The organism is Burkholderia sp. MSMB1498, from assembly GCF_001526245.1.
Lineage (GTDB): Bacteria > Pseudomonadota > Gammaproteobacteria > Burkholderiales > Burkholderiaceae > Burkholderia > Burkholderia savannae.
In genome coordinates this window covers 1-25,047 of record NZ_LOYJ01000059.1, presented here as the reverse complement: position 1 = coordinate 25,047, position 25,047 = coordinate 1, and the positions used below count along the sequence as shown (strand labels likewise).

The 25,047-nt window shown below is 69.0% G+C and carries 26 protein-coding genes; 9 read left to right on the top strand and 17 right to left on the bottom strand.

The window, feature by feature from the left end; translation table 11 throughout:
- The first annotated feature begins 29 nt into the window (after positions 1-29).
- Both WS91_RS35775 and WS91_RS11080 read left to right on the top strand, forming a co-directional pair.
- Positions 30-365: a hypothetical protein gene (locus WS91_RS35775; protein WP_156432356.1), complete on the top strand. Its 336-nt coding sequence runs from the start codon at positions 30-32 to the stop codon at positions 363-365.
- 56 nt (positions 366-421) lie between these two features.
- Positions 422-1,513 carry a porin gene (locus tag WS91_RS11080; RefSeq protein ID WP_038752360.1) on the top strand — a complete coding sequence of 364 codons (1,092 nt, stop codon included), beginning with the start codon at positions 422-424 and terminating at the stop codon, positions 1,511-1,513.
- Between the two features lie 168 nt (positions 1,514-1,681).
- Here the strand turns inward: WS91_RS11080 and WS91_RS11075 are convergent, their stop codons facing one another.
- Both WS91_RS11075 and WS91_RS11070 read right to left on the bottom strand, forming a co-directional pair.
- Entirely contained in the window at positions 1,682-2,647 is a 966-nt protein-coding gene (locus WS91_RS11075; protein ID WP_059578640.1) for a quinone oxidoreductase family protein, read from the bottom strand.
- A 13-nt stretch (positions 2,648-2,660) separates the two neighbouring features.
- Entirely contained in the window at positions 2,661-3,194 is a 534-nt protein-coding gene (locus WS91_RS11070) for a hypothetical protein (RefSeq protein ID WP_197422235.1), read from the bottom strand.
- Here WS91_RS11070 and WS91_RS11065 point away from each other — a divergent pair.
- On the top strand, positions 3,114-3,947 hold the full coding sequence (locus WS91_RS11065) for an AraC family transcriptional regulator (protein WP_038752368.1): 834 nt from the start codon (positions 3,114-3,116) through the stop codon (positions 3,945-3,947). The genes WS91_RS11070 and WS91_RS11065 overlap by 81 nt on opposite strands.
- On the opposite strand, the gene hpaI is transcribed toward WS91_RS11065, so the two are convergent.
- The 7 genes from hpaI to WS91_RS11030 all read right to left on the bottom strand — a co-directional run bounded on the left by hpaI (position 3,941) and on the right by WS91_RS11030 (position 9,890).
- Positions 3,941-4,747, bottom strand: coding sequence for a 4-hydroxy-2-oxoheptanedioate aldolase (gene hpaI / locus WS91_RS11060; protein WP_038752371.1), 807 nt, complete (start codon positions 4,745-4,747; stop codon positions 3,941-3,943). The genes WS91_RS11065 and hpaI overlap by 7 nt on opposite strands.
- A gap of 9 nt (positions 4,748-4,756) precedes the next feature.
- A complete protein-coding gene (hpaH, locus tag WS91_RS11055) occupies positions 4,757-5,560 on the bottom strand; it encodes a 2-oxo-hept-4-ene-1,7-dioate hydratase (protein ID WP_059670279.1) in 804 nt (267 codons plus the stop codon).
- Positions 5,561-5,583: 23 nt separating this feature from the next.
- Positions 5,584-5,976, bottom strand: a complete 393-nt coding sequence (locus WS91_RS11050) for a 5-carboxymethyl-2-hydroxymuconate Delta-isomerase (RefSeq protein WP_059578650.1) — start codon at positions 5,974-5,976, stop codon at positions 5,584-5,586.
- A 58-nt stretch (positions 5,977-6,034) separates the two neighbouring features.
- Entirely contained in the window at positions 6,035-6,883 is an 849-nt protein-coding gene (gene hpaD / locus WS91_RS11045; protein ID WP_038752379.1) for a 3,4-dihydroxyphenylacetate 2,3-dioxygenase, read from the bottom strand.
- 69 nt (positions 6,884-6,952) lie between these two features.
- Positions 6,953-8,416 carry a 5-carboxymethyl-2-hydroxymuconate semialdehyde dehydrogenase gene (gene hpaE / locus WS91_RS11040; protein WP_059670278.1) on the bottom strand — a complete coding sequence of 488 codons (1,464 nt, stop codon included), beginning with the start codon at positions 8,414-8,416 and terminating at the stop codon, positions 6,953-6,955.
- A 23-nt stretch (positions 8,417-8,439) separates the two neighbouring features.
- Complete coding sequence (locus WS91_RS11035; RefSeq protein ID WP_059578658.1) at positions 8,440-9,204, bottom strand: fumarylacetoacetate hydrolase family protein; 765 nt, start codon at positions 9,202-9,204, stop codon at positions 8,440-8,442.
- Positions 9,201-9,890 (bottom strand): fumarylacetoacetate hydrolase family protein, encoded by a 690-nt coding sequence (locus WS91_RS11030; protein ID WP_059670277.1) that lies wholly within the window; start codon positions 9,888-9,890, stop codon positions 9,201-9,203. The genes WS91_RS11035 and WS91_RS11030 overlap by 4 nt, the downstream gene beginning before the upstream one ends.
- A gap of 165 nt (positions 9,891-10,055) precedes the next feature.
- On the opposite strand from WS91_RS11030, the gene hpaR reads away from it, so the two are divergent.
- Positions 10,056-10,493, top strand: coding sequence for a homoprotocatechuate degradation operon regulator HpaR (gene hpaR / locus WS91_RS11025; RefSeq protein WP_038752389.1), 438 nt, complete (start codon positions 10,056-10,058; stop codon positions 10,491-10,493).
- A 22-nt stretch (positions 10,494-10,515) separates the two neighbouring features.
- On the opposite strand, the gene WS91_RS11020 is transcribed toward hpaR, so the two are convergent.
- Positions 10,516-11,703: an SDR family oxidoreductase gene (locus tag WS91_RS11020; RefSeq protein ID WP_038752684.1), complete on the bottom strand. Its 1,188-nt coding sequence runs from the start codon at positions 11,701-11,703 to the stop codon at positions 10,516-10,518.
- Between the two features lie 23 nt (positions 11,704-11,726).
- Positions 11,727-12,473 (bottom strand): MipA/OmpV family protein, encoded by a 747-nt coding sequence (locus WS91_RS11015; RefSeq protein WP_059578669.1) that lies wholly within the window; start codon positions 12,471-12,473, stop codon positions 11,727-11,729.
- Between the two features lie 230 nt (positions 12,474-12,703).
- Between WS91_RS11015 and bprR the strand changes: the two genes are divergently transcribed.
- Both bprR and WS91_RS11005 read left to right on the top strand, forming a co-directional pair.
- Positions 12,704-13,429, top strand: a complete 726-nt coding sequence (gene bprR / locus WS91_RS11010; protein ID WP_038752686.1) for a two-component system response regulator BprR — start codon at positions 12,704-12,706, stop codon at positions 13,427-13,429.
- Complete coding sequence (locus tag WS91_RS11005) at positions 13,430-14,758, top strand: ATP-binding protein (RefSeq protein ID WP_059670276.1); 1,329 nt, start codon at positions 13,430-13,432, stop codon at positions 14,756-14,758.
- A 563-nt stretch (positions 14,759-15,321) separates the two neighbouring features.
- Here WS91_RS11005 and WS91_RS11000 read toward each other — a convergent pair.
- From WS91_RS11000 to WS91_RS10990, 3 genes are all read right to left on the bottom strand, one after another.
- Positions 15,322-16,725: an LLM class flavin-dependent oxidoreductase gene (locus WS91_RS11000; RefSeq protein WP_038752398.1), complete on the bottom strand. Its 1,404-nt coding sequence runs from the start codon at positions 16,723-16,725 to the stop codon at positions 15,322-15,324.
- Between the two features lie 68 nt (positions 16,726-16,793).
- On the bottom strand, positions 16,794-18,008 hold the full coding sequence (locus tag WS91_RS10995; RefSeq protein WP_059670275.1) for an SfnB family sulfur acquisition oxidoreductase: 1,215 nt from the start codon (positions 18,006-18,008) through the stop codon (positions 16,794-16,796).
- Between the two features lie 4 nt (positions 18,009-18,012).
- A complete protein-coding gene (locus WS91_RS10990; RefSeq protein WP_059670274.1) occupies positions 18,013-19,251 on the bottom strand; it encodes an SfnB family sulfur acquisition oxidoreductase in 1,239 nt (412 codons plus the stop codon).
- Between the two features lie 443 nt (positions 19,252-19,694).
- On the opposite strand from WS91_RS10990, the gene WS91_RS10985 reads away from it, so the two are divergent.
- The gene (locus tag WS91_RS10985) at positions 19,695-20,051 is read left to right on the top strand and encodes a DUF3564 domain-containing protein (protein WP_038752406.1); all 357 of its coding nucleotides are present in this window, start codon (positions 19,695-19,697) and stop codon (positions 20,049-20,051) included.
- A gap of 135 nt (positions 20,052-20,186) precedes the next feature.
- Here WS91_RS10985 and WS91_RS10980 read toward each other — a convergent pair whose 3' ends face one another.
- The 3 genes from WS91_RS10980 to WS91_RS10970 form a co-directional block, all read right to left on the bottom strand.
- Complete coding sequence (locus WS91_RS10980) at positions 20,187-20,378, bottom strand: hypothetical protein (RefSeq protein ID WP_156432355.1); 192 nt, start codon at positions 20,376-20,378, stop codon at positions 20,187-20,189.
- A gap of 91 nt (positions 20,379-20,469) precedes the next feature.
- Complete coding sequence (locus WS91_RS10975) at positions 20,470-20,868, bottom strand: nuclear transport factor 2 family protein (RefSeq protein WP_059642022.1); 399 nt, start codon at positions 20,866-20,868, stop codon at positions 20,470-20,472.
- Between the two features lie 157 nt (positions 20,869-21,025).
- Positions 21,026-22,024: an AraC family transcriptional regulator gene (locus tag WS91_RS10970; protein ID WP_059670272.1), complete on the bottom strand. Its 999-nt coding sequence runs from the start codon at positions 22,022-22,024 to the stop codon at positions 21,026-21,028.
- A 195-nt stretch (positions 22,025-22,219) separates the two neighbouring features.
- Between WS91_RS10970 and WS91_RS10965 the strand changes: the two genes are divergently transcribed.
- A complete protein-coding gene (locus tag WS91_RS10965; RefSeq protein ID WP_038752415.1) occupies positions 22,220-22,681 on the top strand; it encodes a (2Fe-2S)-binding protein in 462 nt (153 codons plus the stop codon).
- A 3-nt stretch (positions 22,682-22,684) separates the two neighbouring features.
- Positions 22,685-24,913 carry a xanthine dehydrogenase family protein molybdopterin-binding subunit gene (locus WS91_RS10960; protein ID WP_059670271.1) on the top strand — a complete coding sequence of 743 codons (2,229 nt, stop codon included), beginning with the start codon at positions 22,685-22,687 and terminating at the stop codon, positions 24,911-24,913.
- Positions 24,914-25,047 lie beyond the last annotated feature (134 nt).

Sequence of the window (25,047 nt, the reverse complement as noted above, 5' to 3'; positions counted from 1 at the left end):
TTCGGCGTTCGGCGTTCGGCGTTCGGCGATTGGCGATTGGCAAGCGGCAACGCAAGTTCGAGGTGATGCGGCGCTTTCGGCGCGCGGGATGCCGGGTGCGATTCCAGATGCTGCCGGATACGCGGCCGTATGCGATGCCGTATGCAACCGCAAACGACGCCGAACGCCACGCACGCCGCGCCGCCTTCGCGCGAACCCGCGACGCATCGCCCCGCGCCATGCGGCGGCGCTCGTCGCTCCGGCTCGCGAAGCATGAACGCGCGCGACGAACCCGCCCCGAACGCCCCGGCGCAATCCCCTGTAGCACCCAGCAGCAAACCCGCGCCGGCATCCGCCGGCGCACCCGGCGCGCGCACGCCGCCTGACGGCGAACGTGCGCGCGCCACCTAAAACAACCACCATTCAATCGGAGACACCGAAAATGAAAAAGCATCGCCGAAACGCCGGCAGGGCTGCGATCTCAGCCGGCCTCGCCGCGTGCGCGAGCCTCGCGGCCGGCCACGCGCTCGCGCAGTCGAGCGTCACGCTCTACGGCATCATGGACGCGGGCGTCGAATACGCGAACCACGCCGCGCCGGAGGGCGGCAGCGCATTGCGCCTGAAGTCGGGCAACAAGAACACGTCGCGCTGGGGCCTGCGCGGCGTCGAGGATCTCGGCGGCGGCTTGAAGGCGGTGTTCCGGCTCGAAAGCGGGATCGACCTCGCGAACGGCGGCTTCGACGACGGCCCCGACTCGATCTTCGCGCGGCGCGCGACGGTGGGCCTCAAGGGCAAGTGGGGCGAGCTCACGCTCGGACGCAACTTCACCGTCACGTATGACTACATGCTGCCGTTCGACCCGATGGGCTACGCGCAGAATTATTCGTGGGCGACGTCGTCGACGGCCACAGGCGGCCGCAAGGACGGCATGTTCACGCGCTCGTCGAACTCAGTGCGCTACGACGGCGCGTACGGCGGCTTGCGCTTCGGCGCGATGTACGGCTTCGGCAACGTGCCGGGCAGCATGAAGACGAGCGCGAAGTACGACTTCGCGCTCGGCTACGAGCGCGGCGCGTTCGCGGCGGTCGTCACGTTCGACCGCCAGAACGGCGCGCGCGACAGCGTGAGCCCCGCCGATCCGGTCGACTACGTGCAGGGCATTCATGCGGGCGTCAGCTACGATTTCGGCAACCTGAAGACGATGGCCGGCTATCGCAACTACCGCCGCACGTTCCACACGGCGGCGGCGACGCAGTTGAGCGACATGTACTGGATCGGCGGCTCGTACGACTTCACGCCGGCGTTCTCGCTGATCGGCGCGGTCTATCACCAGAACATCAAGGGCGGCACCGACGCCGATCCGACGCTCGTGTCGCTGCGCGCGCAATATTCGCTGTCCAAGCGCACCGTGCTGTATGCGGCGGGCGGCTTCGCGATCGCCCAGCATGGGCGCAACGTCGGTGTGTCGCGCGATTCGGTCGGCTACGCCGATACGCAGGCCGGCGTGACGCTTGGCATGCAGCAGCGGTTCTGAGCGAACGGCGCGCGATTGCACGCGATTGCGCGGGACGGCACGGGAGGCGCGGGACGGCACCGGACGGTACCCGGCGACCGGGCGGTGTCGGGCGGTGTCGGGCGGTGTCGGGCGGTGTCGGGAGGCGTCGGGAGGCGCGCGCCGCATATCGTCGCGGCCGCGCGCCCGTCACCGGGACGCGCCCATCGTGAACACCGGACGAACCAGGCTGCTCGTGTCGTCCCAATACGCGCCGACGTCGGCGAGCGGCACGGTTTCGGTGTCGATCCGCAGCCCGGCCGCACGCGCCGCCTCGAACACCGCCCGCGCGGCATCCAGCAGGCGCGGCAGCGAAAGGCTGCCGAGGCCGCTGCCCATCAGCGTGATCGCCGTGGCGCGCAGCACCGCGCCCGGCAGCAGCACGTCGGCGCCGCCGATCGTGCCGATTTGCACGAAGCGCACCGGGCGAGCCTCGGGCGACGCGTTCGCCGCGGCCATCAGCGCGGCCCGCGCGCTCGCGCCCCACAGATAATCGAGCACGACGTCCACGCCCGCGCGGAAATGCGTCTCGAACGCGCGCGCCACCTGCCCGTCGTCCTGCGCGAGCGAGATCGTGACATCGGCGCCCGCGGACTTCAGCGCATCGAGCACGTTCGCATTGCGCCCGGTCGCGATCACTTTCGCGGCGCCGAGGTGCTTCGCGATCCGGACGGCGAGCCGCCCCGACGTGCCGGTCGCGCCGTTGACGAGCACCGTCTCGCCTGCCGCGAGCCGCGCGCGCTCGGTGAGCGCCGCCCACGACGACATGCCCGGCAGCGCGATCGCGGCCGCCGTGACGTCGTCGAGCGAATCGGGCAGCGGGATGCAGTTCGCTTCGGGCACGAGCGTACGCTCGGCCATCGCGCCGAACGGCGCCTGCGGGCCGAAGAAGTAGACGCGCCGGCCGTCGTCGAGACGCCCGGCGCCGTCGACGCCCGCCACGAACGGGAAACGGCCCGTCGACGAGTAATGCGCGCCCGACGCGCGCGCCTGCGCGAGCCGGCTCAACGCGGAAGCGGTCACGTCGATCGCGCGATGGCCGGGCGACGCGCCCGGCGAATCGAATTCGGCGTAGGCCGGGCGCTGGCCCGCGCCCAGGACGACAGCAGCTTTCATGAAGGCTCCTTGATCATTGGGTCGCAGCGGGATCGCTCGATCGCCGCGCGTCGTGAATGTCGGGACCGTCGAACGAGTCGATCGCGCGTGCCGCGGCCGACGCATCGGCATCGGCATCGGCATCGGCGTCGGCGTCGACATCGGCAGCATCGGCAACGGCAGCATCGGCAGCGCGCCCGCTGCGCTTGCGCCCCGCCGCGTCGTTGCGCGTCGAGGCGAATCGCCCCGAGTCACCCCGAATCGCGCCGCAATCAGCCGGCGCGCGCGCGTTCGCGAGAACCGCGGCCGTGGCGGGGGCGCGGCTCGCGACGCTGGACGCCTCGCATCGCTCGACGTGTACGTGGGGAACCGATTCGGCTCGCACCGCCAGGCGCGGCGCGCCGAATCGAATGGAAGTGAACGCAGTGTAGACGTGCGCGCGCGACCGGTCTCCGGTATAAAGGCCATTCGATACGGTATTCAGGCCATGCTCGATCCCATTCTTCCCATCGAACTCGTCACGTCGTCCGACGGCCCGTTCGTCGCCGCTGTCGAATTGACGCAGCACGGCGCGCGCACCACCGCGCGCCACAGCCACGCGCGCGGACAACTCGTCGGCACGTCGAGCGGGCTCGTGTCGATCGGGCTCGACGACGAGGACTGGGTCGTGCCCGCGATCCACGCGATCTGGATTCCGCCGCATCGCGTGCACTCGCTGCGCTCGTTCGGGCCGTTCTCCGGCTGGAGCGTCTTCATCGCGGAGCACCGGTGCGCGACGCTGCCGGACGCGCCGCGCGCGATCGTCACGTCGCCGCTGCTGCGCGAAGCCGTACGCCGCGCGGCGAGCTGGCGCGGCGGCGAGCTCGACGGCGCGCGCGCGCGGATTGCGGACGTGATGCTCGACGAGATCGCGGCGGCGAAAACGGGATCGCTCGGACTGCCGCGCCCGCGCGATCCGCGGCTCGTGCGGATCACCGACGCGCTCGCCGGCGATCTCGCGGACAACCGCCGCGTCGACGAATGGGCCGCGTGGGCCGGCATGGCGCCGCGCACGCTGAGCCGCCGCTTCGTGTCCGAGACAGGATTGACGTTCGCGCAATGGCGTCAGCAGGCGCGCCTGCTGCGCGCGCTCGAACGGCTCGCGGACGGCGTGACGGTGACGACGGTCGCGCTCGACCTCGGCTACGACAACGTGAGCGCGTTCATCGACATGTTCCGCCGCACGCTCGGCACGACGCCCGGGCAGTATGTGAACGCGAAGCCCGGCGGGCGGCGCGGCGACGCGCCGCCGATCAATGCCGGCGCAAGCCGAAATCAGTAAGTGCCGTCGCCCGCGCGAACCGCGCCGCCTGCCGGCGACTTGAACCGCGCGGCGAGCTGCTGCGCGCCGCGCGCGAGCAGCGTGGTGTCGACGCCGACCGCGACAAACGTCGCGCCGGCCTCGAGATAGCGCCGCGCCGCGCGCTCGTCCGCGCTCAGGATGCCCGCCGCCTTGCCCGCCGCGGCGATCGCGGCGATCGCGCGATCGATCGCCGCCTGCACGTCCGGATGCGCGGGATCGCCGAGATGCCCGAGATCGGCCGCGAGATCGGCGGGCCCGATGAACACGCCGTCGACGCCGTCCACGCGCGCGATCGCGTCGATCGCGTCGAGCCCCGCGCGCGTCTCGACCTGCACGAGCACCGCGATCCGCTCGTTCGCCTGCCGCACGTAATCGTCGACGCGGTTCCAGCGCGACGCGCGCGCGAGCGCGCTGCCGACGCCGCGAACGCCGTGCGGCGGATAGCGGGTCGCCGCGACGGCCGCGCGCGCCTCGCCCGCGCTCTGCACCATCGGCACGAGCAGCGTCTGCGCGCCGAGATCGAGCACCTGCTTGACGACCACCGCGTCGTTCCACGGCACGCGCACGACGGGATGCGAAGGATACGCGGCGATCGCCTGCAATTGCGCGAGGATCGTCGGCACCGTGTTCGGCGCGTGCTCGCCGTCGATCAGCAGCCAGTCGAAGCCCGCGCCCGCGACGACCTCCGCGGCGTAGGCATTCGCGAGCCCGAGCCACAGCCCGATTTGCGCCTCGCCGCGCGCGAGCGCGGCCTTGAACGTGTTGTCAGGAATGAGCATCGTCGTCCGTCATTCGAAATGGCAATGGATCGCGCCGAGCGGGCCGTAATCGACGTTGAACGTGTCGCCGCTCTTCGCCGCGCACGGCCGCGTGAACGATCCGCCGAGGATGATCTCGCCCGCGTCGAGCGACACGTCGAAGCGCGCGAGCCGGTTCGCGAGCCACGCGACGCCGTTCGCGGGGTGATTCAGCACGCCCGCCGCGACGCCCGTTTCCTCGACGACGCCGTTGCGCGACATGATCGCCGCGACCCAGCGCAGATCGACGTCCATCGGCCGCACGGGCCGCCCGCCGAGCACGACGCCCGCGTTCGCCGCGTTGTCGGCGATCGTGTCGAACACCTTGCGCGGGCGCTTCGTGTCCGGATCGATCGACTGGCTGCGCGCGTCGATGATCTCGAGCGCGGGCACGACGTAGTCGACCGCGTCGTAGACGTCGAACACCGAGCAGTGCGGCCCTTGCAGCGGCTTGCCGAGCACGAACGCGAGCTCGACCTCGACGCGCGGCACGATGAAGCGGTGCGCCGGAATCGTCGCGCCGTCCTCGAAGAACATGTCGTCGAGAAGCGCGCCGAAATCGGGCTCGTCGATCTGCGACGAATACTGCATCGCCTTCGACGTGAGGCCGATCTTGTGCCCCTTCAGCACGCGCCCTTCGGCAAGCTTCATGGCGACCCACGTGCGCTGGATCGCATACGCGTCGTCGATCGTGATCTCCGGGTAGTCGAGCGAGATCTGGCGGATCTGCTTGCGCTCGCGCTCGGCGGCGTGCAGCCGGCGCGCGAGCAGCTGGATGGTGGCGGAATCTAGCATGGTCTTCGTTGTCGGGGTTGGGGTCACGCGCCGCGCTTGTAGCGTGCGTGGATATTGTTGTGCTTGTACGAGCCCGTCTCGCTGAACTCGGTCAGCTCCATCGACAGCGCGAGATAGCGCCGTTCGTAGAGCGCGGCGAAATGCGCCTTGATCGCGTCGAACAGCGCGTCGCATGCGGCCTTCTTCGTCGCGTCGTCGCGGCCCGAGCCGATCTTCAGCGTCACGTGCACGAACGCGTCGTCGGCGGTGCCGTCGGCGACGCAGTAGTCCTGCAGCTCGATCGCGCGCGAGCGGATGCCGCCCGTCGGAAACACACCGCCCTGCGCGATCAGCGTCTCGTTGATCGTCTTGAGCAGCACGGGAATCCGCGCGTCGTCGCGAATGTTCGCGGTGTATTCGACGATGATGTGAGGCATGTCGGCTCTCCGTGTTCTTCAGAATTGCGTCGGCATCCGAAGCGAATCGTCGCGCCGCTCAAGGCAGCGGGAAGATCGCGTTGATCTGCCCGGTGCCCGAGCTCGCGAAGTAGTCGGTCACGATCTCGACCGGCTTGTCGTAGCGGTCCCAGCCGAGCAGGCCGAGCAGCATCGCGGTATCGTGCATGCCGCCTTCGCCGAAGCAGTGCTCGTTGTACTCGGGCAGCATCTTGCAGAAGGTCGCGAAATCGCCCTGCTTCCACAGCTCGACAACGCGCAGGTCCACCTGCCGGAAGAACTCGCGGCTGATCATGTGGATCGCCTCCTCGGGGCTGCCGTTGTCGTTGAAACGGTGCGACAGCGAGCCGCTCGCGAAGAACGCCACGTTCGAATCGCTCGCTTCGATCGCGTGCCTGAGCGCCTCGCCGAAGCGCCGGCTCTCGTCGAGCGCGTGCCACATGCACCAGCCGGCGATCGACACGACCTTGAAATGCTGATCGGCGTTCATGTAGCGCATCGGCACGAGCGTGCCGTACTCGAGCTCGAGACTGTCGATCTCGTGCGCGCGCGTGCCGATCCCGCGCTCGTTCGCGGCCGCCGCGATCAGATGGCCGAGCGCCGGATTGCCCGGATACTCGTAGCGCATGTCGCGGATGAAATGCGGCAGCTCGTTGCTCGTGTAGACGCCCGCGAAATGCCCGTTGCAGTTCACGTGATAGCCGGCGTTGACGAGCCAGTGCGTGTCGGCGACGACGATCGTGTCGACGCCGAGCGCGCGGCAGCGCTCGCCGATCGCCTGATGGCCGCGGATCGCCTCCGCACGGCAGCCGTGATGCCTGCCCGGCAGCTCGGACAGATACATCGACGGCACGTGCGTGATCTTCGCGGCGAGTGACAGCTTTCCCATCGTGAGTCTCCTGCCGCGTCGCCGGCAAACAGAGCCCGCGCGCGGCGTATCATTCGTTGTCGGCGGGCGTCACACGCCCCAGCGGGGAATGTGATGGCTGCCCATCGAGATGCACACGTTCTTGATCTCGGCGAACACCTCGAAGCTGTATTCGCCGCCCTCGCGGCCGGTGCCCGATTCCTTCACGCCGCCGAACGGCTGGCGCAGGTCGCGCACGTTCTGGCTGTTGACGAACACCATGCCCGCCTCGATGCCGCGCGCGAGCCGGTGCACGCGGCCGACGTCCTGCGTCCACAGGTACGACGCGAGGCCGTACGACGTGTCGTTCGCGAGACGCAGCCCGTCCTCCTCGCCGTCGAACGGAATCAGGCACGCGACCGGCCCGAAGATCTCTTCCTGCGCGATGCGCATCCGGTTGTCGACGTCGGCGAACACGGTCGGCCGCACGAAGTTGCCGTTCGCAAGATGCGCGGGCAGGTTCGCCGGCTTGTCCGGGCCGCCCGCGACGAGCCGCGCGCCCTCGTCGGCGCCGAGCCGGATGTAGCCCGTCACCTTTTCCCAGTGCGCGCGCGTGATCATCGAGCCCACCTGCGTGCGCTCGTCGGCCGGATCGCCGACGATCAGGTTGTTCGCGCGGCGCGCGAACTCGGCGACGAACCTGTCGTAGATCGTCCTCTGCACGAAGATCCGCGAGCCCGCCGTGCAACGCTCGCCGTTGATCGAGAAGATCGTGAAGAGCGACGCGTCGAGCGCGCGGTCGAAATCGGCGTCGTCGAAAATCAGCACGGGCGACTTGCCGCCGAGCTCCATCGAATACTTCTTCAGGCCCGCGCGCTCCATGATCCGCTTGCCCGTCAACGTGCCGCCCGTAAACGACACGGCGCGCACGTCCGGATGCCGGACGAGCGCGTCGCCCGCCGTCGCGCCGTAGCCCTGCACGACGTTCAGCACGCCGGCCGGAATGCCCGCCTCGAGCGCGAGGCGGCCGAGCTGGTCGGCCGTGAGCGGCGAAAGCTCCGACATCTTCAGCACCGCGGTGTTGCCGAGCGCGAGGCACGGCGCGGTCTTCCACGTCGCGGTCATGAACGGCACGTTCCACGGCGACACGAGCGCGCACACGCCCACCGGCTGATACAGCGTGTAGTTCAGCATCTGGTCGTCGACCGGATAGCTGCGCCCGTTCATCTGCGTGCACACTTCGGCGAAGAAGTGGAAATTCTCCGACGCGCGCGGGATCAGCTGCTTCTTCGTCTGCGAGATCGGCAGGCCGGTGTCCTGCGTCTCCAGCTCGGCGAGCGCGGGCACGTTGCGCTCGATCAGCTCGCCGAGCTTGCGCATCAGCTTCGCGCGCTCCTTCGCCGGCGTGTTCGCCCATTTCGGAAACGCGTCCTTCGCGGCGCGCACCGCCGCGTCGATTTCCTCCGCGCCGCCCGACGCGACCTCGGCGATCGGCTCGCCCGTCGCCGGGTTGAACGTCGTGAACGTCTCCCGGCTGCCGACTTCCCGGCCGCCGATCCAGTGCTTGATGCTCATGCGTCTCTCCTTGTGCGGCGGCGTCAGCCGGCGCGATAGTAATCCGCTTCGCCGACGATCGTGTTGACGAGCCGTCCGAGGCCCTCGATCTCGGTGATCACTTCGTCGCCCGGCTTCGTGTCGGCGAGCCCCTCGGGCGTGCCGGTCAGGATCAGGTCGCCGGGCGAGAGCGTCATGAATCCGCTGATGTATTCGATCAGCGACGCGACGTCGAAGATCATGTCGCGCGTGTTGCCGCGCTGCGTTTCGATGCCGTTGACCGTCGTGCGAAGCGCGAGACTCCCCGGATCGCCGATCTCGTCGCGGCTCACGAGCCACGGCCCGAGCGGCGTGCACGTGTCGCGGTTCTTCACGCGCAGGTTCGGTCGGTAATAATTCTCCAGATAGTCGCGGATCGCGTAATCGTTGCCGATCGTGTAGCCGAGCACGTAGTCCAGCGCGCGCGCGCGCGTCACGCGGCGCGCCTCGCGGCCGATCACGACCGCGAGCTCGCACTCGTAATGCATGTGCGTCGCGTCCGCGGGCCGCACCGTCCGCGCGCGGTGGCCGACGAACGTGTTCGGCCCCTTCAGGAAGATGAGCGGCTCGGTCGGCGCCTTGAACGCGAGCTCCTTCGCGTGATCGGCGTAGTTCAGGCCGAGCGCGAACGTCGTGCGCGGCGCGACGGGCGGCAGCCACGAGACATCCGTCTCGGCGAGCACGCGCCCGGTATCGAGCCGCAAAAGCCCTTCGTCCAGCGGCTCGGCCGCGTGAAGCGCGCCGTTGAACACTACGCGTGCGGTCTTCATCGCGCGCCCTCCGCAATCAACGTGTGACGCAGCGTGCCGATGCCCGGCGCGTCGATCTCGATCGCGCTGCCGGCCGCCGCGCGCGGCGCGTTCGGGCCGACGCCGACGAGCAGCACGTCGCCCGCGTCGAACGACATGAACGCGGACACGTCGGCGATCAACCGCGCGACGGAGCGGATCAGGTTCGCGGTGCTCGCCTCGTAGCGCCGCTCGCCGTCGACGCGCACCGTCACCGCGAGCGCGTCCACGTCGGCGATACTTGCGCGCGCAACGATCGCCGGCCCGAGCGGGCAAAAGCCGTCGCGGCACTTGAAGCGCACCGCCGGCCGATAATAATCGGGGTGCGGAATCGACACGTCGCTCGCGAGCGTAAAACCTTTAACGAAATCAAACGCCTGTTCGACCGATACGCGAGTCGTGCGGCGCGCGAACACGACGCCGAGCGTCGCACCGATTTCGAGCGCGTCGACGCCCGCCGGCACGACGACGGCCGCGCCGTCGCCCGCATGCGTGTTCGCGGGCTTCACGTAAAGCACGGGCGCCTGCGGCGGCTTGTTGTACGGCGGCGCATGCACCGCGTCGCCAAGCGCCGCGAGCGCGCCGCGATCGTTGAGCAGCGCGCCGTATACCGTGCCGATGCGCACCGTTTCGGCCGGCGCGCCGTCGACGACAAGGGACAGCTCCATGCGTTTCATCCTCCGCCGCGTCGCGCGGCCGGGTCAATTACTTAACATATTAACTACAGCACGCGAAAAGAACAACCGCGATAACCCTGATAGCCGTGATAAGGCGGTCACCGACGATTTTCGCCCTGCTAAGATGAGTGGATCAACTGCTCTTCCAGGAACCTCATGAATCGTACGTTCGATCACCGCAATCTGGCCATGCTGCTGCTCGAGGCCCGCGAAACGTTGATGGGCCGGTTCCGGCCGATCCTGAAGGAATTTGCGCTGACGGAGCAGCAATGGCGGATCATTCGCGTGCTGGACGGCGAACCGTCTCGTGAGCTCGAAGCCGGGCAGATCGCGAAGCGCTGCTGCATCCTGAGCCCGAGCCTCACGGGCGTGCTGGAGAGGATGGAGCGCGACGGCCTGATTCGCCGCACGCGCGCCCAGGAGGATCAGCGCAGGCTGATCGTCAGCCTGACGCCGCAAAGTCGTCAGCTTGTCGCGCAGATCAGCCCGCGCATCGACGAGCAGTACAGGCTCATCGAGCAACGCTTCGGCGCGGATGCGCTCGGCGAAGTGTACGCGGCGCTCGACAAGCTGATCGAAGTCGGCGGCTCGTGACGCGCGGCCGCCGCGCGCACGCTCAGCGCGCCGCCGTCCTCGGCATCTGCGCGAGCACGTCGACGCCGCGCGACGTGCGCATGCATTCGTTCACGTAATCGACGAACGGCAGCGGTTCGAAATCGATCTCGTCGCGCACGCGCGAGTTGTCGAACACGTGGTCGAGCTCGGCGAACGCGGCGTAAGACTGCAACGCGCGCCGGATCACGCGCTCGCGCGGCGCGTCGCGGCGGCCGAGCACGTCGCGCGCGATCGCCGTAAACTCGGCACACGAGCAGAGCGCATAGCGCGGCTCGCCGTCGAGCCCCACGGCCTCGTCCATCGCGCGCACGATCTGCGTGACGCTCGGCGCTTCGTCGCCCGCCGACACGTGGTACGTGTCGTACTTGAGCGACGGCTTCAGCGCGAGCAGCATCAGCGCGCGCGCGCAATCGTCGACGGCAATCACGTCGATGCGCGCCATCGGCCGCGCGGTGAAGCGGCGCGCCGCGTGAACGATCCGGAACATCCAGAACGTGCTCGCCGAAGGCTGCGTGCCGAGCAGCGTATGGCCGACGACGCACGACGGCCGCACGATCACGAGCGGCAGGCCGAGCGCGCGCAACTGCGCTTCCGCGTCGCGCTTGCCGCGCGTGTACGGCGCGAAATCGACCTCGCGGCCGCGCTTGGGCGCGTCGTCCTCGCGGATCGTGCCGCGCGCCTTGATCCCGCACGCGAACGCCGCGCCGACGTGCACGAAGCGCTGCAGCCGCCGGCTGCCCGCGAAGCGGCGCGCGAAACGCAGCGTCGCATCGACGTTCGTCTCGTTGACGACGCTCGCGTCGGCGAGCGACGCAACGCCCGCGCAGTGAATCACGTGCGACGCCGACGAAAGACGCGCGGCGTCGACGTCGGCGAACGCGCCGTCGAGTTCGCCCGCGATCACGTTCGCCTCGGTGAGCCGCTCGGCCCAGTACGGCGCGAGCCCGCTCTTGAGCGCCGCCTCGCGCAGCCGAGCGAGCGCATGCGCGCGGTCGCACGCGCGCACGACGCACACGACGCGATCGAGCAGCCCGGCGTTGACGAGCGACACGAGCACCGCGCCGCCGATGAAGCCGGTCGCTCCGGTGAGCACGATCCGGCCGACGTGCGCGGCGGCGGCGGGCACGCTCGCGGGCGACACGAGGCCCGCTCGCCAGGTCAGCGAAAGCGCGGTTTTCCAGATCAGCACGATGGCCACCTCCTTCTTCAAAATCAGAAACGATAGGTCAGCGAAGACACTCCGAAATAATTGGTCTTCTGCTGCACGATCGGGCTGCCCCCGTAGCGGCCGATGAGACGCGTGACGCCGAGCGTCGTGTCCGCCGACCAGTGCCTCGAGAACGCGTACGTCCATGCGACCGACATCGACGCGCTGTCGATGCCGCCCTTCGTCGAATACGGCGCGAAGCGGGTCGCCGCCGCCTGCGCGCCGGTGACGCCGTAGAACGTCTGCGTGTAGCGGCCCGAGCCCGCATGCACGGAGCCCGTCACGACGACTTCGTGACGCCCGGCGCTCAATACCGGCACCGCGAGATCGACGTGCCCGGACACGCCGCGCGACGTGTGCGTGACGGGCGTGTCCACGGTCACGCTCAGCACGCTGCCGCCGTAGAGCTTCACGCCCGCCTGCACCGCGACGAGCACCGAGCCCGGTACGCGGCCCATCCCCTTCAGGTAGTTCGAGCCCGGCAGGTCGAAGCGGTTTTCGTCCGAGCGGCCCGGGTCGTACGTGAGCGCGGCCGCGACGAACGCGTCGCCCGGCAGCTTCAGCTTGTAACCGATGCCGTCGAGCGGACCGATGAAGATGCCGTTGTCGAACTCAGCGGAAAACGACGGCGCGACCACGCCGTGATACTGATTGCTGCCCGCGTAGCGCGGCACGAAGCCGCCGCCGATCGACAGCGTGTAGACGTTTTCCGCATGCGCGGCCGCAATCGACATGAAGCCGGCGAACGGCACGCAATACCGAAGTGAGTGAATGGGCGGGCGCACGGTGACGGGCGAGAGTCAAGGAGTCCGCAGTCTAGGTTCGTGCGCACGACGATTCTGTCCCGAATGTTTCAGGAATATGTGCGGATTTGTGTCCGATTGTCGGCGATTGTTGCAGCCGCCCCCGGCGTGCGGCGCGCGCGGCTAGAATGCGCGTGCGCTGCCGGCGCTCACGCGCGCAGAACCACGCCGAGGAGACCATGAACGAAGTGCCGCTCAAATACCGCGTGCTGCTGATCGAAGACGACGACCGCCTCGCGCAGCTGATCCGCGAGTATCTCGACAGCTACGAATTCTCGGTGACGGTGGTCCGGCGCGGCGACCTCGCCGTCGGGGCCGTGCGCGAGCATCAGCCCGCGCTCGTGATTCTCGACCTGATGCTGCCGCATCTCGACGGCATGGAAGTGTGCCGCCGAATCCGCGCGTTCTCGAACGTGCCGGTGCTGATCCTGACCGCGCGCTCGGACGTCTACGATCAGGTGGCGGGCCTCGAGACGGGCGCGGACGACTACGTGACGAAGCCGATCGAGCCGCGCGTGCTCGTCGCGCGCGCTCGCGCGTTGCTGCGCCGCGCGCAGCCTGCCGGCGCGCCCGTCGACTCGCCGGCGAGCGAGGCGCTCGTGTTCGGCGAGCTGACGATCTCGCCGCCGAACCGCACGGTCACGTGGCGCGGCGAGCCCGTCGATCTGAAGACGGCCGAATTCAACCTGCTGCTGATTCTCGCGCGCGCGGCGGGCACCGTGCTGAGCCGCGACGACATCCTGAAGCAGTTGCGCGGCATCGAGTTCGACGGCCTCGACCGCTCCGTCGATTCGGGCATCTCGAAGCTGCGACGCCGGTTCGAGGACGCGTCGTCCGAGCCGCACAAGATCAAGACGATCTGGGGCCGCGGCTATCTGTTCAGCCCGTCTGCCTGGGATGACTGAATGCTGCGCTCGCTCGTCAGGCTGTATCTCGTCGTGGTCGTCTGCGGCGCAGCGGCGATCGTCTTCATCAACACATCGTTCAACCGCTTCTTCTACGAGCGAATTTCGAGCGCGGCGCGCGAGACGCTCGCCACCTACGCGTTCGTGCTGAACGACTATCTCGAGCGCCATCCGGGCCCCGAGCGGCGTCAGGCGCTGCGCGAGCTCGCGAAGCGCGGCAACGAAGGCTTCGAGTTCATCTCGATGGACGCGGCCCGCAAGATGCTGAGCGCCGGGCAGCAGCGCGACCTCGATCGCGGCGAGATCGCGATCAGCTACGACGGCAGGGACTATTTCATGCCGCTCGTCGACGGCACCGTTCTGCACGCGCGCCCGGACGAGCCGACGAGCCTCGACATCCAGATCTACGCCTATCTGACGGTCGCGCTCGCGACGCTGCTCGCCGTCGCGCTGTGGATTCACTATCACTGGCGCGACCTGCGCAAGCTCGAGGCGGCCGCGCGCGCGTTCGGCAGCGGCCGGCTGTCGACGCGCGCGCAGGTGTCGCGCAAGTCGAACATCTACGAACTGTCGCAGCAGTTCAACGACATGGCGAAGCGGATCGAAGCATCGATCCAGCAACAGCGCGAGATGATGCACGGGATCTCGCACGAACTGAAGACACCGCTCGCGCGGCTCGAATTCGGCCTCGCGCTGCTCGCGTCGCCGGACGTGGCCGAGCGCATGCACGAGCGGCAGGAAGCGCTACGTCGCGACGTGCGCGAACTCGACGAGCTCGTCACCGAGCTGCTGACGATCGGCCGGCTCGAACAGGGCGAGCGGCATCTCGCGTTGATGCAGGTGACGGTTTCGGAGCTGATCGACAGCGTCGCCGCGAGCGTCGCGAACGACATCGCCGACCGCCGGCTCACGCTCGACGTATCGATGCGCGGCGCGCCCGCTTGCCACGTGTGCGATCCGAAGCTCGTCGCGCGCGCGCTCTTGAACCTGATCCGCAACGGCATGCGCTACGCAGCGACGACGATCTCGCTGCATGCGTCGCTCGGCGACGCGGGCGCGCTCGTGCTGACGGTCGACGACGACGGTCCCGGCATTCCGGCCGCCGATCGCGACCGCGTGTTCGAGCCGTTCCATCGGCTCGATTCGAGCCGCGACCGGCAAACGGGCGGCTTCGGCCTGGGGCTCACGATCGTGCGGCGCGTCGCGTTCGCGCACGGCGGCAACGTGCGGCTCGACGGCGCGCCGATCGGCGGCGCGCGCTTCGCGATCACGCTGCCGGCACTCGAATCGCCGCCTCGCGACCAGAAGGCGCGGGCAACGGCGGCCTGACGCCTGGTTGGCGGGGGGAGGCGGTGGAAGCGTCGAATCGCGGGTGGGGTAAGCGCCGGACGCGTCGGTGCAACGGCGAATGAAGAAGCCGCTGGCGAAGCAACTGACGAAGCGAAAAACGAGGCGACAAACGATTCATCGGCACGATGCGCGCCGCTCCGTCGAGACGCATCGCTTCCGCGTGGCGGCCCTGCTTCGTTGTTCGAATCGTCGTTAAGTTCGTTGTTCGATTCATCGTTTGAATCGCCATGCGGTTTGCCGCACGATTCGTCATTCGATCGCGCGCGCGGTTTGCAGCTCGATCAGCAACTCAATCGGCAACGTGGTCAGCAATCCGATCGGCGATTCATCGGCGATTCGTCACGCATTTGATTCGCCGCGGCGATCCGGCCGCGCGCATTCCCGCTCGCGTCATCGTCCGAATCGTCGCGCACCGCATCACGCGATGCCGCGATCGCGCAGTGCGATTCGCGCCGTTGCGGCAGCCCGTCGAATCATCCATCGCCAGCGTCGTGGCCGAGGCCCGCGTTCGCCGCCGAGTCGCGCCGACACGCCGCCCTCCTTCACTCTTCCGCCGCGATGCGCTCCGCCGCCGCATGCTCGTGGCCAACGCGATATCGCGCGGCCGGATGCGGCGCGGCCAGCCTCGGCCCCGCGCGATGCAGCTTCTCGCGCAGCGTGCCCGGCGCGTAGTCGGTCTGATAGACGCCGCGCCGCTGCAGCTCCGGCACCACAAGCTCGACGACATCGACGAACGTCTCCGGCGTTACCGCGTACGCGAGGTTGAAGCCGTCTACGTCGGTCTCGTCGACCCACGATTGCAGATCGTCGGCGATCTCGCGCGCGTCGCCGACCGACACCGGCCCGAGCCCGCCGATGCCGCCCCAGCGGGCGATCTCGCGCACGGTCCACTTGCGCGTCGGATCGGCGCTCGACAGCGCCTCGACGGCCGACTGAATCGCGTTGCTCTCGACGTGCTCGAGCGGCTCGTCGAGCCCGTAGTTCGACAGATCGATTCCGGTCCAGCCGGACATCAGCGCGAGCGCGCCTTCGTCGCTCGCGTAGCGGCGATAGTCGGCGTGCTTCGCGTGCGCGTCGGCCGACGTGCGGCCCGTGATCACCGTATGCAGGTTGAAGATCAGCACGTCGTGCGGATCGCGGCCGAACTTTTTCACGCGCTCGCGGATGTCCGCGACGAACGCCTTCAGGATCGTGCGCGACGGCGCGGCGACGAAGATGCATTCCGCGTGCTGCGCGGCGAAGTCCTTGCCGCGCTTCGACGCGCCCGCTTGATAGAGCACCGGCGTGCGCTGCGGCGACGGCTCGCACAGATGGATGCCGGGCACGTCGTAGTAACGGCCGTGATGGCCGATCGGATGCACCTTCGACGGCTCGGCGAACACGTGGCGCGCGGCGTCGCGCACGACGGCGTCGTCCTCCCACGAGCCTTCCCACAGCTTGTAGCAGACCTCGAGATACTCGTCGGCGATCGCGTAGCGCTCGTCGTGGTTCGTCTGCTGCGGCAGCCCGAGGTTGCGCGCGGCGCTGTCGAGATACGACGTGACGACGTTCCAGCCGACGCGCCCGCCCGTCAGATGATCGAGCGTCGACATGCGTCGCGCGAACGGATACGGATGCTCGTACGACAGCGAGCACGTGACGCCGAAGCCGAGATGCCGCGTCGCGGCCGCCATCGCGGACACGAGCAGGATCGGATCGTTGACGGGCACCTGCGCGCCTTGCCGGATCGCCGCTTCGCCGCTGCTCCGATAGACGTCGTAGATGCCGAGCACGTCGGCAATGAAGAGGCCGTCGAACTTGCCGCGTTCGAGCAGTTGCGCAAGCTCGGTCCAGTAGCTCAGCTCGCGATAGCGCCACGACTCGTCGCGCGGATGCGCCCAGAGCCCGGGCGACTGATGGCCGACGCAGTTCATGTCGAAGGCGTTGAAGCGGATCTGTCGGGTCATGGTGAAGCGGTCTCTCGATTCAGTCGATGCGTGTTGCCGCCTGCGTTGCGCGCGATGCGCGGCGCGCGTCACAGTGCGCCGTGGCGCGGCGGCAGCGTGTCGTTCAGGTAGTAGTCGGCGATCGCGATGTATTTCCAGCGCACCGGATCGTGCAGCGTGTGCGTGCGCGCGTTGCGCCAGTGACGATCGAGCGCGTGCTCGGCGAGCGCGCCTTGCGTGCCCGCGAGTTCGAGCAGGCGCGACGATGCGGCGAGCGCGATCTCGGTCGTCGCCGCGCGCGCCTTCGCGACCGCGATCGATGCGGACGCAACCGTGCGCTCGTTCGCGTCGTCGATCGCCGCGTCGACGCGCAAGCCCGCGCGCTCGGTCAGCGCGCCCGCCGCGTCGAGATCGAGCGCGAGCTTGCCGAAGATCTCGAGCGTGAGCGGATCGTCGCTCGCGCGCGCGACGCCGCTGTCGATCCACGGCCGCGCGCGCTCGCGCACGAAGCGGCGCGCGTCGGCGAACGCGGCGCGCGCGATGCCGAGATCGACGGCCGCGTGCAGCAACTGGCCGAGCGGGCCGACGGGCGTCGGCTTCGCGTCGAACGCGTCGCTGTACGGCACGACGGCCGATGCGTCGACATACACGTTGTCGAGCCGCGTCGTGCCGCTGCCCGTCGTGCGCTGGCCGAAGCCGTTCCAGTCGTCTTCGACGGCGAGGCCCGGCGCGTGCGCCGGCGTGAACGCGACGTGCAGCCGCTCGTTCGCGTCCTTCGCGACGACCGGGACCCAGTGCGCGAACAGCGCGCCCGTCGAATAGAACTTGCGGCCGTTGAGCCGGAAGCCCGCGCCGTCGGGCGTGATCGTCGTCCGGTAATCGCGCACGTGCTTCGTGCCGCGCTCGGACAGCGCGTTGCCGAAGCGCTCGCCCGCGAGCGCGCGATCGAAGTAGAAGCGCTGCTGATCGCGCGTGCCGTTCACGCGCAAGACTTCGAGCATGAAGAAATGATTCTGCGGAATCTGGCCGATCGCGGGGTCGCCCTCCGACACGATCGCGGTCACTTCCGCGAGCGTCGCGGCCGATACCGCCGCGCCGCCGAATTCGCGCGGCACCGCGATGCCCCAGAGGCCCGTCGCCGAATACGCGTCGAGCTCCGCGTACGGCAGGCGGCGCTCGCGATCGCGCGCGGCGGCGTCCGGCGCGATCGTCGCCGCGAACGCGCGGGCCACTTCGAGCGCCTCGGCGTCGTTCGAAATCCGCCGCGCCGCGCGCGCGGCGGCCGGCTGCGTGAACGCGTTCATCGGCTCAATTCCACGCGTGGCGCGCGGGCGCGACGCCGTTCAGATAGTAATTGCCGACGAGGTGATACTTCCAGCGCACCGGATCGTGCAGCGTGTGCGTGCGCGCGTTGCGCCAGTGGCGATCGAGGCCGTGCTCGGCGAGCGTCGCCTGCGTGCCGGCGAGCTCGAACAGCTTCTCGCTCGCGAGCAACGCGATCTCGGTCGTCAGCACCTTCGCCTCGCCGACCGCGACCGATGCGCGCGCCACGTCGTCCTCCGAAATGTCGCGCTGCGCGGCGATCTCGTCGAGCGTGCGCGCCGCGCGTTCGAGCAGCGCATCGGCTGCGTGCAACTGGATCACGAGGCGCCCCGTCTCGCGAATCGTCAACGGATCGTCGGCCGCGCGCTCGACGCCGCTGTCGATCCACGGGCGCGAGCGTTCGCGCACGAAGCGCAGCGTATCGTCGAGCGCCGCGTGCGCGATGCCCGCATCGATCGCCGCCTGGATGATCTGCGACAGCGGGCCGTTCAGCGTCGGCGCATCCGACACGCGATGCGCGGGGAACACGTGCGATGCGGCGACGCGCACGTTCTCGAGCCGCACCGTGCCGCTCGCGGTCGTGCGCTGGCCGAAGCCCGACCAGTCGTCGACCACCGAGAGCCCCGGCGTGCCCTTCGGAATGTACGCGAGCCAGCCCTTGCGCTCTTCGTCGATCCCGAGCACCGGCACGTAATGCGCGAACAGCGCGCCCGTCGAATAGAACTTCGTGCCGTCGACGCGATAGCCGTCGCCGTCGCGAATCACTCTCGTCTTCAGATCGAGCACGTTCTTCGTGCCCTTCTCCGAGAAGCCGTTGCCGAATCGCTTGCCCTTCAGGATCTCGCCGAAGAAAAAGCGCTTCTGCTCGTCGGTGCCCGTGAGCGCGATCACGTCGACGAGGCCGAAGTGATTCTGCGGCAATTGGCCGAGCGACGGGTCCGCGGCCGCGACGATCTTCACGGCCTCGGTCAACGTCACGTGCGACACGCCCGCGCCGCCGTGCGCCTTCGGCACCGTGATCGCCCACAGGCCCGATTGCGAGAACCAGTCGATTTCTTCATAGGGCAGCCGGCGCTCGCGATCGCGCTCGGCGGCGCCTTGCGCGAGCCGCTCGGCGAGCGTGCGCGCGACGTCGATCGCCTCGGCGTCGCTCGCGATTAGATGCGCGTCTCGCGCGGGCTCGCCGCGCGCGGGTTGGACGGCCGTCTCATAGATCGCGGACATGCTTGTCTCCGTTGAAGAACAAGGGACCAATCTATCAATGGGGCCTGTCGCGACCAACCGATCGATTCGGGAATCGTTATTCCGCGCGCCGGAAAATGTGCATCGCGCGCGCTGCATTGGCGGTGCGTGCAATCGAATGCGGGCGGCAAATCGACACACCTTCGCGACACACCTGCGCGACACATCCGCGCGAAGCGCTTGCGCGACGCAACAGCGCGTAGCAATCGGATCAATGTGACGCGCGTATGCAAGCATCGCTCATGAAAACACCCGATTGCGCAGAAGAGTCCGCACACGGCACGCTATGCATTGATGATTCGCGCGCGTTGCCCAGTGCCGGGCGATGCGACCCGCATCAATCTTTTCGCAACGCCGCTTGCGTTCCGCGTCAATCCACCTAGACTGAGAAAGCTCACCGGCTAACCTTCGAAAGGAGACGAAGCATGCGCCTCACCATTCGAATCAATGGCAGCGATTCCTCTGCGCAGCAATTCGCGGTCCTGTGGCTCGACACCGACGAGCAACTGTGGTCGCGTGAAGCGCATCAAGGCATCGATCTGCCGGCGTGGGGCAAGGTGAAGGACGTCGAAGGCGCGGTTGCGCTGTGCTCGGCCGACAGCGGCGAAGCGCTGTGCCGGCTGCAAGGGCTGTCGTTCTCGAACGTACAGCCTTCGTCCGAAGACGAAGAGCACGGCGACGCGGTCCTCGGCGGCAAGAATCCGCAAGGCGCGTGGCGCCTGCAAGCGGTCGACTCGGCATCGATCCAACCCGAGCATCAGGGATTCACGATCGTGCGCTGAGCGCGCGCGCGTCCGGCCCTGCACCGGGCGCCGCGCACATGATAGGCCGATGCAATCGATTTTCGGATCGGATACGTCGGTCGGCAGCAGACCTTCCACACCACCACCACGCATTGCATCGACAGCGGCGTTCGCTCAACGGGCGAACGCCGCTTTGTGCTGACGGTTCGACGGTTCGCGATTCGACGGTTCGCGTGACCGCCGTTCGCGCGCGCCGTGCGAGTGCGGCATGTCGCCGCGCGACGCGCGCGTCGAACTGGTCGCCGCAAAGCGCCCGATTGATTTTCGACGATGCGCGATGCTCGAGCTTGCGTGCGCGTCGCGCATGATGATGTTCGCGCACGCAACGCGCGAACGCACGGCCACGGCGCGGCGAATGCAATCCGCCGCGTCGAGCGCCGCCTTCATACCGCCGCGCTTACTCGATCCGCTCGACCAGATGCGAGCGGTCGTATGGCGCGTCGTACGGCTCGGGCCAGAACTCGACGATGCGCGCGATCTTTCGATGCACCACCGTGAAGAACGAAATCGCCCGCGCGCGCTGAACGCCGTCGGTGACCGATACGTCCGACGCGGCCTCGTGCGCGCCGCCTATCACGCGACCGATCGTAAACGTCCACCGGCCATGCGCCGGATACTCGCTGTTCAGCAGCGCGAAGTTTCGGGCGCCGCGTATGCGCTCGTTCGATTGCGGCCATTCGAGCACGAAGTCGTCGGCGAGCACGGCCGCGACCGCATGAAAGTCGTTCGTGCCCATCAAGCGCCAGAACGCGTGCACGACGTCGACGGCCGTTTCGGTGTCCGGATTCGTTTTCATTTTCATATTCATGTTCGCATTGCCGTATCGTTCGCGCTCGCGCGCGCGAACGGCACCGCCAAGCGCATGAGACGCGCATCCCTCGCCGCGCGCCGAACCCTGCGAATCGAGACCGGCGTCTCGCTTTGCAACGGATGCGCGGCTCGCCGCGCGCCGTTCATTCCTGCACGCCGATCCCGTTGCGGCGTCTCAACTGCACGACGTCGCGCAACGGCGGCGCGCCGAACAGGCGGCTGTATTCGCGGCTGAATTGCGACGGGCTGTCGTACCCGACCCTGAGCGCGATCGAGCCGACGTCACCGTGCTGGCCGATCAACAAGCGGCGCGCCTCGTGCAGCCGAAGTTGCTTCTGATACTGAAGCGGGCTCAGCGTCGTCACGTACTTGAAGTGATGATGCAGCGACGACACGCTCATGTTCACCTGCTGCGCGAGCGCATCGATGCTGAGCGGCTCCGCGTAGTGGTGCCGAATCCATTCGATCGCGCGCGCGATCCGGTATGTCTGGCTGCCCGCGACCGCGATGTGCCGCAGCCGCGCGCCCTGCCCGCTCGTCAGCAGCCGGTACAGCAGTTCCTTTTCGATCAGCGGCGCGAGAATCGGAATGTCGTCTGGAGTATCGAGCAATCGCACGAGCCGCAGCGCGGCGTCGAAGAGCGGCTCGGACAGCTCGCCGACGACGATCCCCTCGCCCGTCGGCACCGCGTCCGGCGGCGGCGTGCGCATCTCGGCCGCGAGCTCGGCGATCCGCTGCAAATCGAGCGCGATCTTCACGCACAGATACGGCGCGTCGGCCGACGCGCGCGTGACCTGCGAGAGCATCGGCAAATCGACCGACGTGACGAGGCAGTGCTGATGATCGTATTCGTACGCCTGATCCGCGACCGTCACCCGCTTCGCGCCCTGCGCGGCGAACACGAACGCGGCGCGCGTGACGCTGCAGCCGAGATCGACGGGCGACGAGCAGCGGAAGAACGACAGCGCGGGAATCGCGCTCGGATACGCGCCGTCGGCGGGCGCGAAGCGGTCGATCAGCGCGGCGAGCTCGCGGCGCGCGGCCTCGCGCGGCGCGAGCGGCGCGAGCGGCGGCGGCCGCGCATCGGATCGGGGGGGCGCCGCGTGCGCGGCGGGTTCGAATGGGGTGTAGCGCTGTTCCATCGTCAATGAACGAGCGTCGGTCGTCGTGATCGTAGCAGGCGCGTGCGGCCGACGCCACCGCCGCGCGCCCGCCAGGGGATTTGCAGGATTGTTCAATATTTTTGCAGGATTGTGTGAACGCAGCGGCGGTCCGTCCCTCACACTGCCCGCTATCACCCGGCGCCAAGTCCGGGGTTTTCCCCACGGAGATTGTCCATGTCTACCTCGTTTGTGCTGAACGGCAAGAATCTGACGCTGGACGCCGATCCCGCGATGCCGCTCCTCTGGGCGATCCGCGAGAACGCGGGCCTGCACGGCACGAAGTTCGGCTGCGGCGCCGCGCAATGCGGCGCGTGCACCGTGCATCTCGAAGGCCAGGCGGTGCGCTCGTGCGTGCTGCCGCTCGCGGCCGTCGCCGGCAAGCGCGTGACGACGATCGAGGGGCTCGCGAGCAAGCCCGCGAAGGCCGTCCAGGCCGCGTGGGTCAAGCTGCAGGTGCCGCAATGCGGCTACTGCCAGTCCGGCCAGATCATGTCGGCGACGGCGCTCCTCGAACAGAACGCGGCGCCCACCGACGCCGACATCGACGCCGCGATGAACGGCAACATCTGCCGTTGCGCGACCTACACCCGCATCCGCGCCGCGATCCACGAAGCGGCCGCCACCCTGAAGGCCTGAGCGATGACCACCGACCTCGATCTCCCGGACGCGGCCCGCGCGTCCCGCCGCACGTTCCTGAAGGCCGCGGGCGCCGCCGCGGCCGTCGGCCTCACGATCGGCTTCGAATGGCTCGACGCGAGCCGCCCGGCGCTCGCCGCCGCGCCTGCCTCGGGCGCAGCCGCCGCGGGCGCGTTCGCGCCGAACGCGTTCCTGCGCGTCGCGCCCGACAACAGCGTGACCGTGATCGCGAAGCACGTCGAGATGGGCCAGGGCGCATACACCGGCATCGCGACGATCGTCGCCGAAGAGCTCGACGCGAACTGGCGCGACGTGCGCGTCGAAAGCGCGCCCGCCGACGCGACGCGCTACGCGAACCTGCAGTTCGGCAAGCTGCAGGGCACGGGCGGCAGCTCGGCGATGGCGAATTCGTGGATGCAGCTGCGCGAAGCGGGCGCGAAGGCGCGCGCGATGCTCGTGTCGGCGGCCGCCGCGCAATGGAACGTGCCCGCCGCCGAGCTGACGACCCGCGACGGCTACGTGCGCCACGCGGGCAGCGGCCGCGAGGCCACCTACGGCTCGCTCGCGACGGCCGCGGCCGCGCTGCCCGTGCCCGAGAAGGCCGCGCTGAAATCGCCGCGCGAGTTCCGCCTGATCGGCCGACCGGTGCCGCGCGTCGACGCGCTTGCGAAATCCGACGGCACCGCGCAGTTCACGATCGACGTGGCGATGCCCGGCATGCTCGTCGCGCTGTTGCAGCGCCCGCCCCTGTTCGGCGCGAAGGCGAAGTCGTTCGACGCGACGGCCGCGAAGGCGGTGCCGGGCGTCGTGTCGGTCGTTCAGGTGGAGCGCGGCGTCGCGGTCGTCGCGAAGGGCTTCTGGGCCGCGAAGCAGGGCCGCGACGCGCTGAAGATCGAATGGGACGATTCGAATGCGGAAAAGCGCAGCTCCGATGCGATGATGCGCGAGTACCGCCGGCTCGCCGAACGCGCGGGCGCGCCCGCGCGCCGCGACGGCGACGCCGAGCACGCGCTCGCCGGCGCGGCGAAGCGGCTGTCCGCGTCGTACGAATTCCCGTACCTCGCGCACGCGCCGATGGAGCCGCTCGACGCGGTCGTCAAGCTGACGGCCGACAGTTGCGAGATCTGGGCGGGCGACCAGTTCCAGACCATCGACCAGGGCAACGCCGCGCGCGCCGCCGGCCTCGATCCGTCGAAGGTGCAGATCCACACGCTGTACGCGGGCGGCAGCTTCGGCCGGCGCGCGAACGCGTGGTCGGACTACGTCGTCGAGGCCGTGTCGATCGCGAAGGCGCTCGGCGCGAACGGCACCCCCGTCAAGCTGCAATGGACGCGCGAGGACGACATCCACGGCGGCCTCTACCGGCCGATGTACTTCCACAAGCTCGACGCGGGGCTCACGAAGGACGGCAAGCTCGTCGCGTGGCGGCACCGGATCGTCGGCCAGTCGATCCTCGCCGGCACGCCGTTCGAGCCGGTGATGGTGAAGAACGGGATCGACCAGACGTCGGTCGAGGGCGCGGCGAACCTGCCGTACGCGGTGCCGAACGTGTCGGTCGAGCTGACGACGACGAAGTCCGCCGTGCCGGTGCTGTGGTGGCGCGTCGTCGGCAGCTCGCACACCGCGTACGCGGTGGAGGCGTTCATCGACGAGGCCGCGCACGCGGCGGGCAAGGACCCGTACCTGTTCCGCCGCGACCTGCTCGCGCACGAGCCGCGCCTGAAGGCCGTGCTCGAGCTCGCCGCCGAGAAGGCCGGCTGGGACCCGGCGAAGTCGCTGCCGAAAGGCCGCGGGCGCGGCATCGCGGTCGCCGAGGCGTTCAAGAGCTATGTCGCGCAGGTTGCGGAGGTGTCGGTCGACGAGCACGGCGGCGTGAAGGTCGAGCGCGTTGTCTGCGCGGTCGACTGCGGAACCGCGATCAATCCGGACATCGTCGCCGCGCAGATGGAAGGCGGCATCGGCTTCGGGCTCGGCGCGGTGCTGCACAGCGCGATCACGCTGAAGGACGGCAAGGTCGAGCAGAACAACTTCGACGGCTACCGCGTGCTGCGGATCTCGGAGATGCCGAAGGTCGAGGTGCACATCGTGCCGTCGGGCGAGGCGCCGACGGGCGTCGGCGAGCCGGGCGTCGCGCCGATCGGCCCGGCCGTCGCGAACGCGATCTTCGCCGCGACGGGCAAGCGGCACTACACGCTGCCGTTTCCGGCCGCCGACGGCGACGCGAGCGCGTGACGGGCGTGACGGGCGTGACGGGCGTGACGGGCGTGACGGGCGTGACGGGCGTGACGGGCGTGACGGGCGTGACGGGCGTGACGGGCGTGACGGGCGTGACGGGCGTGACGGGCGTGACGGGCGTGACGGGCGTG